Source organism: Pseudomonas sp. R45(2017) (assembly GCF_002112305.1).
In the GTDB taxonomy this organism is placed as follows: domain Bacteria; phylum Pseudomonadota; class Gammaproteobacteria; order Pseudomonadales; family Pseudomonadaceae; genus Aquipseudomonas; species Aquipseudomonas paraglycinae.
Window position 1 is genome coordinate 55,876 of record NZ_NEHH01000009.1, and the last position, 15,142, is coordinate 71,017.

13 protein-coding genes are annotated in these 15,142 nt (G+C 63.7%); 4 read left to right on the forward strand and 9 right to left on the reverse strand.

Annotated features, from left to right (window positions below):
• Positions 1-32: 32 nt before the first annotated feature.
• Positions 33-2,138 carry a mechanosensitive ion channel family protein gene (locus tag CAF74_RS20845; RefSeq protein ID WP_085747607.1) on the forward strand — a complete coding sequence of 702 codons (2,106 nt, stop codon included), beginning with the start codon at positions 33-35 and terminating at the stop codon, positions 2,136-2,138.
• Here the strand turns inward: CAF74_RS20845 and CAF74_RS20850 are convergent.
• Positions 2,132-6,427, reverse strand: a complete 4,296-nt coding sequence (locus CAF74_RS20850) for a DEAD/DEAH box helicase (RefSeq protein ID WP_085747608.1) — start codon at positions 6,425-6,427, stop codon at positions 2,132-2,134. The genes CAF74_RS20845 and CAF74_RS20850 overlap by 7 nt on opposite strands.
• Before the next feature lie 178 nt (positions 6,428-6,605).
• Between CAF74_RS20850 and CAF74_RS20855 the strand changes: the two genes are divergently transcribed.
• Together CAF74_RS20855 and CAF74_RS20860 are read left to right on the forward strand one after the other, a co-directional pair.
• A complete protein-coding gene (locus CAF74_RS20855) occupies positions 6,606-7,490 on the forward strand; it encodes a sugar nucleotide-binding protein (RefSeq protein ID WP_011336149.1) in 885 nt (294 codons plus the stop codon).
• Positions 7,483-8,412, forward strand: a complete 930-nt coding sequence (locus CAF74_RS20860) for an NAD-dependent epimerase/dehydratase family protein (RefSeq protein ID WP_085747609.1) — start codon at positions 7,483-7,485, stop codon at positions 8,410-8,412. Before CAF74_RS20855 ends, CAF74_RS20860 begins: the two co-directional genes overlap by 8 nt.
• Positions 8,413-8,590: 178 nt before the next feature.
• Here CAF74_RS20860 and CAF74_RS20865 read toward each other — a convergent pair whose 3' ends face one another.
• From CAF74_RS20865 to CAF74_RS20885, 5 genes are all read right to left on the reverse strand, one after another.
• Positions 8,591-9,289 carry an OmpW family protein gene (locus tag CAF74_RS20865; protein WP_074691639.1) on the reverse strand — a complete coding sequence of 233 codons (699 nt, stop codon included), beginning with the start codon at positions 9,287-9,289 and terminating at the stop codon, positions 8,591-8,593.
• Positions 9,290-9,447: 158 nt separating this feature from the next.
• Positions 9,448-9,966, reverse strand: coding sequence for a DUF3299 domain-containing protein (locus tag CAF74_RS20870; protein ID WP_064384123.1), 519 nt, complete (start codon positions 9,964-9,966; stop codon positions 9,448-9,450).
• Positions 9,967-9,977: 11 nt separating this feature from the next.
• Complete coding sequence (locus tag CAF74_RS20875) at positions 9,978-11,243, reverse strand: ABC transporter permease (RefSeq protein ID WP_064599744.1); 1,266 nt, start codon at positions 11,241-11,243, stop codon at positions 9,978-9,980.
• A 1-nt stretch (position 11,244) separates the two neighbouring features.
• Positions 11,245-11,955, reverse strand: coding sequence for an ABC transporter ATP-binding protein (locus tag CAF74_RS20880; RefSeq protein WP_007955587.1), 711 nt, complete (start codon positions 11,953-11,955; stop codon positions 11,245-11,247).
• A gap of 14 nt (positions 11,956-11,969) precedes the next feature.
• Entirely contained in the window at positions 11,970-12,563 is a 594-nt protein-coding gene (locus CAF74_RS20885) for a DUF2796 domain-containing protein (RefSeq protein WP_007955585.1), read from the reverse strand.
• Between the two features lie 135 nt (positions 12,564-12,698).
• Here CAF74_RS20885 and CAF74_RS20890 point away from each other — a divergent pair, with 135 nt between their 5' ends.
• On the forward strand, positions 12,699-13,058 hold the full coding sequence (locus CAF74_RS20890) for a hypothetical protein (protein ID WP_085747610.1): 360 nt from the start codon (positions 12,699-12,701) through the stop codon (positions 13,056-13,058).
• A gap of 3 nt (positions 13,059-13,061) precedes the next feature.
• Here CAF74_RS20890 and trxA read toward each other — a convergent pair whose 3' ends face one another.
• The 3 genes from trxA to CAF74_RS20905 are packed head-to-tail and all read right to left on the reverse strand — an operon-like array spanning position 13,062 to position 15,091.
• Positions 13,062-13,934, reverse strand: coding sequence for a thioredoxin (gene trxA, locus CAF74_RS20895; RefSeq protein WP_085747611.1), 873 nt, complete (start codon positions 13,932-13,934; stop codon positions 13,062-13,064).
• 39 nt (positions 13,935-13,973) lie between these two features.
• Entirely contained in the window at positions 13,974-14,630 is a 657-nt protein-coding gene (locus CAF74_RS20900; protein ID WP_085747612.1) for a methyltransferase, read from the reverse strand.
• Positions 14,627-15,091 carry a YbaY family lipoprotein gene (locus CAF74_RS20905; RefSeq protein ID WP_085747760.1) on the reverse strand — a complete coding sequence of 155 codons (465 nt, stop codon included), beginning with the start codon at positions 15,089-15,091 and terminating at the stop codon, positions 14,627-14,629. The genes CAF74_RS20900 and CAF74_RS20905 overlap by 4 nt, the downstream gene beginning before the upstream one ends.
• Positions 15,092-15,142: the final 51 nt, after the last annotated feature.

Genomic DNA, 15,142 nt, shown 5'->3' on the forward strand with positions numbered 1-15,142 from the left:
CCATACAGGTTCAACCAAGGGAGCTCTGCGTTTTGACCAGGTTCAGGATCGCGATTCTATTGGGGGCATTGCTGTTGTTCGGCGGCAATGCAGTGCAAGCCGCCAGCTTGCCGGGCGTTCCGGCGGCCAGTGAAGAGCCGGCCAAACCGGAGCCGATCGTGCAGGGAGGACTGCTCGGCGCCATCAGTTCCGGCATCGACGACGTGCAGGACAAACTCGATCTCAACGAGCATCTGGTCGACGCCTGGCGCCTGCGCGCCGACCGGGCGGCGGATGAAGTCGACAGGCTGGTCAACCAACCCTCGAACCGCTCGGGCTGGAGCGTGGCGGGGGATTTCCTGATGCTCTCCGGCGTGTGGCTGGGCACCTTTGCCGTGTTGACCGTGCTCGGCAGCGTGCTGGGCAAACGCCTGCGGGAAGGGCGCTGGCTGCGCACCCGCCAGCGCAGTCAGGACCTGCTCGGTTACCTGTTGCCCTACACGCTGCCCGCGCTCATCTGTCTGCCGCTGACCCTGTACGTCAGCCATTTTTTGTCGGCTTCGGTCGGCCGGGCGCTGGCGCTGTGTTTTGCCTACGCCACCAGCAGCGGGATATTTTCCACGTCGATGCTGTTGTGCGTGGTGGTGATGTTTAATGTCGGCCACAAGCGCCGCGCCGTGCAGATCATTCGCGACTACTGCCCGAAACCGCTGTTCCTGATCGGCTTCCTCGCCGCGTTGAGTGACGCCCTGACCAGCCCGCAGATCGCCCGGCAACTGGGCGGCAACATCACCAGCAGCATCGCGGTGTTCACCGGTCTGCTGGCGTCGATCATCTTCGGTCTGCTGGTGATTCGCCTGCGTCGGCCGGTGGCGCACCTGATCCGCAATCGTCCTCTGGCCCAGCGCCTGAAACAGCCGTCGCTGCAGGAGTCGCTACGGATTTTTTCCGGGCTCTGGTACTGGCCGATCGTGCTGATGGTGCTGGTCTCGGCGGTCAATCTGATCGGCATCGGCGAGGACAACCAGAAAGCCCTGCGCTGCGCGTTGCTCACCACGGTGCTGCTGATCGGCACGGTGTTTCTCAGCACTGTGCTGCAACACCTGTTCAAGTCGCGCAGGGCCGAGGCGATCCAGCGCAGCAGTGCCTACAAGGAACGTTTCCTCAGCCTGTTGCACGCCTTGCTGCGGATCGTCGTTGCGATTGCGTTTATCGATATCCTCGGGCGGATCTGGGGTGTGTCGCTGCTCGACTTCGCGCAAAGCAGCACGGTCGGTCGGGCGATCAGCAATGCCCTGAGCAGCATCGGCCTGATCTTCCTCGTGACGTGGCTGCTGTGGGTGGTGCTCGACACGGCGATCCAGGAAGCACTGAAACCACCGGTCAGCAAACGCTCGGCGCGCCAGCCCAGCACCCGGGTGAAAACCATCCTGCCGCTGCTGCGCAACGCGATCAAAATCATCCTGGTGGTGATCTGCGCGATCACCACCATGGCCAATCTTGGGATCAACGTCGCGCCGTTGCTGGCCGGTGCCGGGGTGGTCGGTCTGGCCATCGGTTTCGGCTCGCAGCAACTGGTGCAGGACGTGATCACCGGGCTGTTCATCATCATCGAAGACACCCTCTCGATCGGCGACTGGGTGGTGCTCGATTCCGGGCATGCCGGCACGGTCGAGGGCCTGACCATTCGCACCCTGCGCCTGCGTGACGGCAAGGGCTTCGTGCACTCGGTGCCGTTCGGTCAGATCAAGGCCGTGACCAATCAATCGCGGCAGTTTGCGTTCGCGTTTTTCTCGGTGCAGTTCACCTACGACACCGATGTCGACAAGGCCATCGAGCTGATCCGCGAGGCGGGCGATTCGATCCGCGAAGATCCATTCCTCAAGTACAACCTGCAAGGGCCGCTGGATGTGTTCGGTGTGGACAAGATGGACCTGAACGGCGTGGTGCTGACCGCGCAATTTCGCACGGTTTCCGGCGGGCAATATGCGGTGAGCCGCGCATTCAACCAGCGTCTGAAAAAGCTTGTGGATAACAGCCCGTGGGTGCATTTCGCGCAGACTTATCCACAGCAGGTTTTGCTGCCCAAGCGCCAGGAAGAAGAGGTGGCGCCTGCGCATTCGTCGGTGGTGTTGCCGGAGCAGGCGCGCACTCAGTGACGGGTCAGCCTGTTGCGGATTTCGCTCATGGCGGCGGAGTCCAGTTCCACCCAGAATTGTTGCTTGCCCGCGACCTCGGCAGCGACCGGCAATCCGTCGCGATACACCAGTCGATTGCTCGCCAGAGCCGGCACCTTCGCCCCCGGTAACAAGGTGCCGGCGAGGTTCAGCGGATCGACGCCGCACACCGCGATCAGGCTGCCGTCATGAGGCCGACGGCGGACTTCGCGCAGCAGCGGAATCGCCTCGGGCAGGGCGAACTGCTCGCCGGCCAGACCGCTGACAAAGCGTCCGCCGCGAATCTCGCCCCGCGCTTCCAGTCGATGGAACGTGCGCAGCAGTTCGCGCCAGCTCGGCAGCCAATCGGCTTCGCGCTCCAACAGGCGCCAGAACACCACGCCATAGCGACGCAACGAGGTAATGGCGATGTGTTCGAGGGTTTCGGGCGACGCTGTTTGACGGTTTTCCACAACCGGCCCGCGACGCAATAACGCCCAGCGCCCGGCATCGTCCATGCCACCGACAAACGCCCCGCGTCCGCGTCGACTGCTGCGCTGCTGGCGCTTGCTCGCCGGGGTGATCAGCGCGCGCAATCCGGCAAAGCTGTCGGCATTCACCAGCCCGGCGCCGACCAGTTCCTGCAAGGCGATTTCCAGCTCGGTGCGCAGCAGGTGCGCTTCATGAATCAGCTCATCGAAAAACAGCGCGCCGTGCTGGCTCAGCGCGTCGAAAACCTTGCGGGTCTTGGGCGAGAGTTCGCTCACCGGCGTCTGCTCGGCCAGCGCACTCCACAAGCCGACCTGACTGCGCGGCAGCAACACGATCGGTGTGCTGCGCAACGCCGTGCCGCTGATGTTTTGCCGGGCGCTGAGGCGCGTCCACACCAGCTTTCCGCTGCGGCACAGATCGTCCAGCCAGCTCGGTGAATAGTCCTTGAGCCGCGCGGGAAGGAGGTCGCTGTCCCACGCCGAAGCGGCAGCCGGGTAGCCTTCGAACTGACCGACAATCGCCGGCAACACACCGCTGCCCTGACCACGGGTTGACGGGGACAAGTGCTGCCAGTCGAACAGAAACCGCATGAAATCCTGCAACGCCACCGGCTCGATTTCCCGGCGCAGACGCTTGACCGTGTAGCGGTGAATGCGCGCCAGCAGATGGCGTTCGCACCATTCTTCAACGGTCGATCCCGGCGTGAACTGGCCGCGCAGTACATAACCTTCACGCTCCAGATGAGCGAGGGCTTGATGAACAGCGGCCGGCATCAGGGCCAGCGGCTCGGCAATCGCCACCAGCGGTTGCGGACCGAATGCGCCGAGCCGCGCGCGGATCACTTCGATCAGTGCGTCATCGGCTGTCCATGGTTCGTCGAAACCGGGCAGCGTGGGGAGTGCCGACTGTGCCTGTGGATACAGCGCTTGCAGACAGGTCAGGCGTTCTCTTGCCAGCCACAGTGAATGCACGGGGTCGATCTGCAATCGGCAGGCTCGCCCGGTCTCGGCCAAGGCATTCAGCCAGTCGCGCCACTGCGGATTGGCCTCGACTTCGCGGTCGCTGATGCAGGCCAGGCTCATCAGCGCTTCGTGCATTTCATCGGCACTGTTCGGCGTCGGCCACGCTTCTTCGCGCACGGCGTCGATCGCATCGGCGTCCAGCGCGCCGAGGTCATCGGTGGATTGCGGATCGCTCCAGCGGCGGTTGAGTACGGCCTGGGTTCGACGCTCTTCCAGCGGTGCATCGTCGAGAAAGGTGTAGGGCCGGGCACTGAGGATTTCCGCCGCCAGCGGCGAGGGCGCCGGAAGGTCACGGGCGATCAGGCGCACTTCGCCGCGCTCCATGCGCCGCAGGAGTTCGAGCCAGCCTTCGCTGTCCATCGCCTCGTGCAGGCAGTCATCGAGGGTCTGCTCCACCAGCGGATGCTCGGGAATTTCCCGTTCGCCGGCGAGGTTTTCCAGGCAGGCGATCTGATCGGGAAACACGCTGGCGATCAGGTCTTCGCTTTTCATCCGCTGCAATTGCGGTGCGACCTTGCGTCCGCCCGTGTAACGCGGCAGGGCCAGCGCCACCCCGGCATTCCAGCGCCAGCGCACACCGAACAGCGGCGCATCCAGCACCGCTTGAATGAGGATGTGCTCGGCGCTGTTGCTGTGCAGGTAACGCCAGACCTCGTCGAGTTCGAAACTGTGACTGGTGGACAGCGACAGCACGATCGCGTCTTCGCTGGCGGCGGCCTGCAATTCAAAGTTGAAGGTGCGGCAGAAACGCTTGCGCAGGGCCAGGCCCCAGGCGCGATTGATTCGGCTGCCGAATGGCGAATGAATGATCAGCTGGGTGCCGCCGGACTCGTCGAAAAAACGCTCCATCAGCAGTGTGTCCCGGGACGGCAAGGCGCCGAGGGCGAGGCGGGCGCGGGCCAGGTAATCCACCAGTTGCTCGGCGCTGGCCAGGTTCAGGCCGAGGGTGTCGGTCAGCCAGTCGAGGGCCGGTTGCAGGTTGCCGGGGCTGGCGCTGAGCAGTTGATCGAGCTGCGCGTGCAGGCGCGCCACGGCCGCCGACAGTTCATCGCTGCGTCCCGGCGCCTCGCCGAGCCAGAACGGAATGGTCGGTGGCTGACCCTGGGCATCCTCGACCCGCACCTTGCCGGTTTCCACTCGCAGGATGCGATAGGAGGCGTTGCCGAGCTGGAACACGTCGCCGGCAATGCTTTCCACGGCGAAGTCTTCGTTGACGCTGCCGATGTTCAGGCCCTGAGGTTCGAGCAATACGCTGTAGTCGGCGTTGTCGGGGATGGTGCCGCCGCTGGTGACGGCGGTCAGCCGTGCGCCGCGTCGTCCACGCAGGGTTCGGCTCACGGCGTCGCGGTGCAGGTAGGCGCTGCGGATGCCCTGACGGCCGTTGTAGCCCTCGGCGAGCATGCCCAGCAGCGCCTGATAATGTTGTTCATCGAGGCGGGCGTAGGGCTCGGCCCGGCGGAACAGTGCGAGCAAATTGTCCTCGGCCCACTCCTGGCAACTGACCTCGGCGATGATCTGCTGCGCCAGCACATCCAGCGGCGCCTCGGGGATGTGCAGCGTATCGAGTTCACCCCGGCGCACGCAGTCGAGCAGCGCGGCGCATTCGATCAGGTCGTCGCGAGTGGTGGCGAACAGGCGCCCCTTGGGCGTGCCGCCGACCTGGTGCCCGGAGCGGCCAACTCTTTGCAGAAAACCGGCAATCGAGCGCGGTGAAGCGATCTGACAGACGAGGTCGACTTCGCCGATATCGATGCCCAGCTCCAGCGAGGCGGTGGCGATCAGCACTTGCAGCTCGCCGCGTTTAAGCCTTTGCTCGGCGTCGAGGCGAAACTCCTTCGCCAGACTGCCGTGGTGCGCGGCCACCGCGTGTTTGCCGAGGCGTTCGCTCAGGTGCCGGCTCAGGCGTTCGGCCAGGCGTCGGGTGTTGACGAAAATCAACGTGGTGCGGTGTTCACGGGCCAGTGCGGCGAGGCGGTCGTAGACCAGTTCCCAGACGTCATTGGCCATCACCGCCGACAACGGCACCGGCGGCACTTCGATGCCCAGATCCCGTGGGCGGGCGTGGCCGATGTCGATGATTTCGCACGGGCGGTCATGGCCGACCAGAAAACGCGCAACCGCATCGATCGGTTTTTGCGTGGCTGACAGACCGATGCGGGTCAGTGGTTCAGGACACAGCGACTGCAAGCGTTCGAGGCTCAAGGCCAGGTGACTGCCGCGTTTGCCGGCGGCGATGGCGTGGATTTCATCGACGATCACCGTGCGCGTGGTACCGAGCATTTTTCGGCCGGACTCGGAGCCGAGCAGCACGTAGAGCGATTCCGGGGTGGTCACCAATATGTGCGGCGCGCTCTTGCGCATGGCGGCGCGGTCTTTCTGCGGGGTGTCGCCGGTGCGCACGGCGGTGGTGATTTCCAGCGCCGGCAGATCCATTTGGCGCAGCTGGTCGGTAATCCCGGCCAGCGGGTTCTGCAGATTGATGCGGATGTCGTTGGACAGCGCCTTGAGCGGCGAAACGTAGACCACCAGGGTTTCGTCCGGCAGACCGTCCGGGGTTTCCAGGCCACGGTGGACCAGTTCGTCGAGCACCGCGAGGAACGCGGTGAGGGTCTTGCCGGAGCCGGTGGGCGCGGCGATCAGCGTCGAGCGGCGTTGGCGGATCAACGGCCATGCGCGGGCCTGGGCGGCCGTTACCGTCGGGAAGGTGCTGCTGAACCAGGCGCTGACGGCGGGGTGGAAGCCTGCCAGGGCCGCGTCCTTGGGGAGGGGCAGATTCATGCCTTCAGTTATGCGGGTGGGCGGGCGAAGTTGCAAGTACCGCTCGGGATCTACACTTTACGGGTGACGGTTGCGCACTAAACCCGCAAAATGCAACGATTCCGGCAATTATCGACGACGCTGCCACGAGCATCGTCGCCAAAGCCATCGTTCCAATCAGACTGGGCCTGCTGACTCTATGCGAATGCGCCTTATGTTACTGGGCGGCGGAAATGCCCTTGGGCAGGCGCTGATTCGCCTCGGTGCGGAGGAAGACATCGGTTTCCTCGCCCCCCGCCCGCCCGAAGACGGCTGGGATGCCGCGAGCCTGACCCAATTGCTCGACGACACCCGTCCCGATGCATTGATCAACCTTGCCTACTATTTCGACTGGTTCCAGGCCGAGGCCGTCAGCGAAAGCCGTCTGGCCGGACAGGAACGCGCGATCGAGCGTCTGGCCGAACTGTGCCAGCACCACAACATCGTGCTGGTGCAGCCGTCCAGTTATCGGGTGTTCGACGGTTCTCGTGCCACTGCCTACAGCGAAAAGGACGAGCCAGTGCCATTGGGCCTGCGCGGTCAGGCCCTGTGGCGGATCGAGCAGAGCGTACGTGCCACCTGTCCGCAACACGTGCTGCTGCGCTTCGGCTGGCTGCTCGACGACAGCCCGGAGGGGATCCTCGGGCGCTTCCTGGCCCGTGCCGAACAGCCTGAAGAACTGCTGCTGGCCGATGACCGCCGTGGCAATCCGACACCGGTCGACGATGCGGCGCGGGTGATCATTTCGGTGCTCAAGCAACTCGATTGCGCCGCGCCGCTGTGGGGCACTTACCACTACGCCGGCCACGAGGCGACCACGCCGCTGGCGCTGGGCCAGGCGATTCTCTCCGAGGCGCGCAGTCTGCACCCGCTGGCCATCGAAGCGCCGACCGCCCAGGCCCACGCCGCGCGGCCGGATGCCGCTGAAGAACCGCAACACGCGGTACTCGCCTGCAAGAAAATTCTGCACACCTTCGGGATCAAGCCGCGCGCCTGGCGTGCCGCGCTTCCGGGCTTACTGGATAGGTTTTATCGTCATGGCTGAAGGCCCTGTTCTCATCACCGGCGGCGCCGGTTTCATCGGCTCGCACCTGACTGACGCGTTGCTCGCCAACGGCCATTCGGTGCGGATCCTCGATGATCTGTCGACCGGCAAGCGCAGCAATCTGCCGCTGGATAATCCCAGGGTCGAACTGATCGTTGGCGATGTGGCCGATGCAGCTCTAGTCGCACAGGCAATGCAGGGTTGCAGCGCTGTCGCCCATCTGGCCGCCGTAGCGTCGGTGCAGGCGTCGGTGGATGATCCGGTGAAAACCCACCAGAGCAATTTCATCGGCACGCTGAACGTCTGCGAAGCCATGCGCGAGGCTGGCGTGAAACGTGTGCTGTACGCATCCAGTGCGGCGGTCTACGGCAACAATGGCGAAGGCGAGTCGATTGACGAAGACACGCCCAAGGCGCCGTTGACGCCTTACGCGTCGGACAAACTGGCCGGCGAGCAGTACTTCGATTTCTACCGTCGCCAGCACGGTCTGGAACCGGCGATCTTCCGCTTCTTCAACATCTTCGGCCCGCGTCAGGATCCGTCCTCGCCGTACTCCGGGGTGATCAGCATTTTCAGCGAACGCGCGCAGAAAGGCCTGCCGATCACTGTGTTCGGCGATGGCGAGCAGACCCGGGATTTCATGTACGTCGAAGATCTGGTCGATGTGCTGGTGCAGGCGATCGAAAAGCCGCGAGTGGACGTCGGTGCGGTGAACGTCGGCTGGAATCAGGCGACCAATCTCAAGCAGATGCTGGCCGCGCTCGAAGCGGTGGTCGGCGAATTGCCGCCCGTCAGCTATGGCCCGGCGCGCTCCGGTGACATCCGTCATTCGCGGGCGAACAACCGCCGGTTGCTTGAGCGATTCAAGTGCCCGACGCCAACGCCGATGAACGTCGGCCTGGCCCGTCTGCTCGGCCGCTGAGCTTCTTGCGGACATGAAAAAGGCGCCTTTTGACAGGCGCCTTTTTCACGGCCGGAATTCGGCTTTCAAACCGGTTTCCTGTAGCGAGGGAGCTTGCTCCCCGGTCGATGGCGTAACATCGCCGCCAGTTCTGAGCCTGCTCGCCACCAAGCCTCATTCACCACCACGTGAACGTTCTTTAGAACTTGTAGCCTAGACCAACCATGTAGATGAAGGGATCAACGTCCACATTCACCCGTGCACGGGTGCCCGGGGCCACGGCGTTGTTCTCGACGGTGGCGCGGGTATCGATGTCGATGTAGCGCACCTGGGCGTTGAGCATGATGTTGTCGGTCAGCATGTAGTCGGCGCCGACCTGCCAGGCCAGGCCCCAGGAGTTTTTCGCCTTGAAGTTGCTGAAACCGTTGGACTGGGCTTCGCTGCCGACGTGCTCGTCGTAGATCCAGGTGTAGTTGATGCCGCCGCCGATGTACGGCTGGAACGGCGACTTCGCGTCCAGCGGGTAGTAGACGACGCTCAGGGTCGGCGGCAGGTGTTTCAGGGTGCCGAGTTTGCCGTTGGCGGCTGGCAGGGCAGTGCCCTTGAGCTTCACGTCATGCTCGAACGGGGACGCGGCCAACAGCTCGATACCGATGTTGTTGGTCAGCATGTAGGCGAAGTTCAGACCCAGTTGGGTGTCGCTGCTCATGGTCGCCTTGCCGCCCAGGTTGGTGCCGCTCAACGGACCCTGATCGACCTTGACGCTGGAGCTGTCGGCCTTCGGGTTGACGGTGATCGCACCGGCACGAACGATGATGTCGCCGGCTTCGTGGGCGTGGGCGAGCGGGGCTGCGAGCGCGAGGGCAAACAGCGAGGCGCTGAGCAAGGACTTGTTCATGGAAGCTCCCAAAGGACGTTAAAAATGTTTGATGTCCTATGGTACGAATCCGTCTGATACGGTCTTTTGACTCAGCTCAATGAAACAGTGATGGGCGGTTTTTTTGTGGAACCTTTGCTCGCAAAGCCAGTGGAGAGGGCTATAACTGACTGCCGGACTTACTCCGGCAGCTCGTACACATAAATCTTGTCCGCTTCCATCTGATACCCGGCATCGGCCAGTTCGCTGGTGGACTGCTTGACCTGCAACGGCCCCTCGACCCAGTACGGCTGATACAGCTCGTCGAGCTTCACGCCGAGTTCGCTTTTTACGTGCACGATCTGGTTCGACGGTGGCGGCGGCACGTGGATGCAGGCGCCGAAGTACGGCACCAGCAGGAAGTCCGTGGTGCGACCTTCCTCGCTGACTTCCAGCGGCACGATGTAGCCCGGCAGGCGGATATTCTGGCCATCGAGGCTTTGCACCACGGGGGCGTTGGGCATGTCCTGCTTGGCCGCTGGCGCGGACTCGGCAGACAGTGCATCGCTCATCTTCGAGAGGTCGTGCAGCGGCGTCATGTTCGGCACTTCCGGCGCCGCGTCCGGCGGGATCATCTCCGACCAGGTCAGGTCTTTCGGCGCCGCCGCCCACACGGGCAGGGCGACCAGCAACAGCAGCGCAAGCACGGCGCGGGGCATGGTGAACATCCTCATAAACGGATCGACAGGCCATCGGCCAGAGATTGGCGATACGCGCGCCAGGCCGGCACGCTGCCCATCAGCAGCGCGGCAGCCAGAATGCCACCGAGCAGCGTCCATTCATACTCGCTTGGCCAGGCCAGCGGCAGATACAGACCGTAATTGGCCTGCACATAACCCTGAGCAGCGGCGATGCCGATATACAACAACGCCAGCCCGGCGATCACCCCGGTCAGCGCCAGAGCAAAGGCTTCCAGCACCAGCAGGCTCGCGATGTGCCACGGCCGCGCGCCCACCGAACGCAGGATCGCCATTTCGCGGCGGCGTTCGTTGAGGCTGGTGAGAATCGCCGTGAGCATGCCGATCAATCCGGTCAGCACCACGAACAGCGAGACCACGAACAGCGCTTTTTCGGCGGTGCTCATCAGGCTCCACAACTCCTGCAGCGCCACGCCCGGCAGAATCGCCAGCATCGGCTCACCACGGAATTCGTTGATTTCCCGTTGCAGGGCGAAGGTGGAAATCTTGCTGTTGAGGCCGAGCATGAACGCGGTGATCGCTTGCGGCGTCAGGTCCATGTTGCGCGCCTGATCGGCGCTGATCCGGCCGTTGCCACGGGCCGGCACACCGTTGTGCCAGTCGATGTGGATCGCCTCCATGCCGCCGAGGCTGATGTGCAACGTGCGATCCACCGGGGTGCCGGTGCGCTTGAGAATGCCGACCACGGTGAACGGCTTGTCATCGTGCTTGACCAGACTGATCGCCGCCACGCCGTGGGCGAGCACCAGTTTGTCGCCGAGCTTGTAGTGCAGCGCCTCGGCCACTTCGGCACCGAGCACCACTTCGAACGGATCGGTGGCGAAGGCGCGGCCGTCCGCCAGTTCCAGGTGCTGCTGGCGACCGTACTGGTAATGCTCGAAATAGGCTTCGGTGGTACCCATCACCCGGTAGCCGCGATGGGAATCGCCGAGGGACATCGGGATCGCCCACTTCACCTTCGGGTTGCTGGCGAAGTGTTCGAAGCTGTCCCAGCGAATGTTGTTGGTGGCGTTGCCGATGCGGAATACCGAGTACAGCAACAGGTTCACCGAACCGGAACGGGCGCCGACGATCAGGTCGGTGCCGCTGATGGTGCTGGCGAAACTGGCCTTGGCTTCGGTGCGCACCCGCTCCACCGCCAGCAGCAGGCAGACGGAAAGCGCGATGGCGAAAGCGGTGAGCAGGGCGGTGAAACGCCGGTTGGCGAGGCTGGCCATGGCCAGACGGAACAGATACATCTCAAACCTCGGCAGACGTGGCGGCGCGATTGAGTTCGGCCAGGGACAGGTGACGGTCGAACAGCGGCGCCAGGCTCTGGTCGTGGCTGACGAACAACAGGCTCGAGCCGGCTTCGCGGCACTCGGCGAACAGCAGGCGAATGAAGTTTTCCCGGGCGTCGTAATCCAGCGCCGAGGTCGGTTCGTCGGCGATCACCAGTTCCGGTTGACCGATCAACGCACGGGCCGCAGCGACCCGCTGTTGCTGACCGATCGACAGCGAATCGGCGCGGCGACTCAGGATGCTTTCGTCCTTCAAGCCCAAGTGGGCGAGCAGGGTGGCAGCAGCCTGATCGACGCTGCCGTGACGTTGCTTCGCACGTTCGGCACGCAGCTTCGAGAAGTGGCAGGGCAGCTCGACGTTCTCGCGCACCGAGAGAAACGGCAACAGGTTGAACTGCTGGAAAATATAGCCGGTGTGATCGACGCGAAAGCGATCACGGGCGCCGGCACCCAGTTCGGTCAGCTCCTGGCCGAGCAGGCGAATGCTGCCGCGGCCGGGTTTCTGCACCCCGCCGAGCAGGCCGAGCAGGGTGGTCTTGCCGCTGCCGCTGGGGCCCTTGAGGAACAGGGTTTCGCCGGCTTCCAGGCGAAACGCCGGGATGTCCAGCAGCGGCGGGTGACCGGGCCAGTTGAAGCCCAGGTCGGACAGTTCGATGAGTGCTTGGGTCATGGCGCCGTTTCGTGTCAGAACTTCAGGGCGGCGGCCTTGGCCGTCACTTCCGTGCCTTGCTGGCCGCTCGGGCTGATCAGTTGTACCTGAATTTTCTGAGTGGCCGGGAAGGTATTGAACAGGTTCGCCAGATCCAGGGTTTTCAACGCACCCGGCGCCGCGCAGCTGAATTGGTAGTGGGCGTGGATTTCGCTGTGGTCGTGATGATGCTCGTGACCGTCCTTGCCGGCTTCCTCTTCGTCGTGGTCGTCGGCATCCGGTTTGTCGCCGAACAGCGGGCTTTCCAGTTCCTGGCTGGTGACCTTGCAACCGGCGGCGGCCGGCAGGCTGAACAGCGCCAGTGGTTTTTCCAGCTGAGCACGCGCGGCTGCGACCTTGGCCTTGTCGGCATCGCTGGTGGCGACGTGTTCGAAACCGACGAGGTTCATCGCCGGGCTTTCCAGCTCCAGCTCCAGGGTCTGGCCGTCGAGCGCGGCGTTCAGGCGACCGACGCCATGTTCGTGGGCACCGAGGCTGCCGTGCTCATGGTCGTGATCATGCTCATCGGCGGCATGGGCGATGGCCAGCGGCAACAGGGCAAACGGCAAAGCGAGCAGCAGACGACGCATGGCGGTCTCCGGGAAGTAAAGTGAAGAGTTTGTTATGTAATCTTATAACGAAAGTGCGCAGAGTTTGCCCGCCCGCTTGGCGTTACACAAGTCCCATGGGAGCATGCAGGTCAGAAATGTGCGGGAGCGAAGCTTATGTTGCGGATACGCGGAACCGTCGGCGAATTGCCGGTGGATTTGACCCTGGAACTGGATGAAAGCGACTGGGCGCGGCTCGGTGCGCAGTTTGGCGTGCAGGTGCAGACGGCCCAGCCGCAGACAGCAGCGGCGGCGCCTGTGGCGAAACCGGTGAATCAGGATGACGCGTTGTGGCAGGTCGCCAGGGATTTGTTGCGCAAGGCCGGGCAACTCAGCGGCCCGGAATTGCTGGATCAGCTCGAAGGGCTGACCGGCAGCGCGGTGGCGGGCAAGCGCTTGCTGGTGCGCCTGCGTCATTCTTCCGATGTGAAAGTGCTGAGCGGCGGGGATACGCCGCTCTACAGTTGGATCGAGTAGCGCTTAGTACAGCGCCGCAAACACCTTGCGCCGGTAAGCGGTCACCAGCGGGTGATCGTTGCCCAGCAGTTCGAACACTTGCAGCAAGGTCTTGTGCGGCAGGCCTTCGCCGTAGCTGCGGTTGCGGATGAACAGCTTGAGCAGGGCGTCCAGCGCCGCTTCGTATTGCTGACGGGCCAGTTGCTGGATCGCCAGTTGATACACCGCTTCATCGTCCTGCGGGTTTTGCGCCAGACGGCTCTTCAGGTCGGCGGCGTCCGGCAGGTCGCGGGCCAGACCAAGGAACTTGATCTGCGCCTTGGCGCCGGCCAATGCGGCTTTGTGCTCGTCGCTCTTGACCGCGTCGAGCACGGTTTGCGCTTCGCCCAGCTCACCGCGTTCGGTCAGGCAGCGAGCGTAGAGGATCAGCGCCTTGGCGTTGGTGTTGTCTTCGCCCAGCAGCGTAACCAGTGCCGCTTCCGCGTCGGCGTAACGGCCTTCATCGAACAGTGCCTGAGCCTGTTCGAACGGATCGGCGGCGGACGGCGCCGGCATCTGCACATGCGGTTCGAGCAGGGCGCGCACGGCGGATTCCGGTTGCGCACCGGCAAAACCGTCCACCGGTTGACCGTCCTTGAACAGCACCACGGTCGGCAGGCTACGGATGCCGAAACGGGCGACGATGTCCTGCTCGATATCGCAGTTGACCTTGGCCAGCAGCAACTCACCCTGATAGCTTTCGGCGATGCCTTGCAGCATCGGCATCAGCGCCTTGCACGGTGCACACCATTCGGCCCAGAAATCCACCAGCACCGGTTTTTGAAAGGAAGCCTCGATCACCGACTGGTCGAAGTCGGCCGTCGTGGCGTCGAAGATGTACGGCGTTTGCTGACTCATGGGGTATCTCGTAAAAGCGTGAATGGGGCAACTATACGGTCAGGCGCGGGCCGCATGGTAGAGGCTGACATGGCGAAACTCTTCGGGCTCGGCCAGATCCGGCAGAGTCATGGCTTCGAGCATTTCGATGCGCCGGTACAACGGATGACGGAAATCCCGAACCCGCGAATCCGCCACCAGCGCTTCGCGGCCACGGCTCAGGAAGGCGTCGAGCAGCGGCAGGTTTTCCCGGTCGTAAAGAACGTCGGCCACCAGGATCAGATCGAAGCGATCCGCCTCGGCGAAGAAATCCGTGGAATAGCTCATCTGCACATCATTGAGTTCGGCATTCGCCCGACAGGCGGCAATCGCCAGCGGGTCGAGGTCGCAGGCCACTACTTCCAGCGCGCCGGCCTTCACCGCTGCAATGCCGGCGATTCCGGAACCGGCGCCGAAATCCAGCACCCGCTTGCCTCGAACCCACTCGGGAAACTCCGCCAGATAGCGCGCCACCGCCAGACCGCTGGCCCAGCAGAAACTCCAGTAAGGCGGCTCATGCAGGATGCGTTGGGTTTCTTCCTGGCTGAATTCGCGGGCCATGTTGTCGCCGTCGATCAGCCACAGCTGCAAATCGGTGTCCGGCAACGCACAGGCCTTCAGTCGGGCGTCGCCGAGCAATTCGCCCAGCGACTGTTGCAGGTCTAACGGTGCATTCATGGTGCTTTGACAAATTGCAGCTGGCCCAGCGCCTGGGTGGTCGGCTGAGTGATGGTCTGCGACGGCAGGTGCAGGATCAACTGGCCGGACTGGCTGGCGCGGCCGCGCAGTTCAACCCGCGCGCCCACCGGGAACGCGTCGGGGTTGAAGCGCAGATGGAACGGCAGAATCTGGTTGTTGCCGATCAGGCTGGAGCTGGCGAGCAATTGTTGCGGGCGATCCTTTGCGTCGATCACCAGCAGCGCCAGTTCGACTTCGGCGCCGGCCGGCACGCCTTGCAGGGTGCCGCTCAGTTCCCGTTGATACGCGGGCAGCGGGCCGAGGTCGGCGGCTTCCCGGGCTTTTTTCTGCGCCTGTTGCGGCGCCGGGCCCGGCGTGGGCGGCTGAGGCTTGGGCGTATCGCTGCCACAGGCAACCAGCAGGCTGAAAACACTGAGCAAAACGAGCGGTCGTAGGGACATTGGCGGCTCCAGCAAAATGAAATCCATGGATCAAACGATCATGGCAGTCTG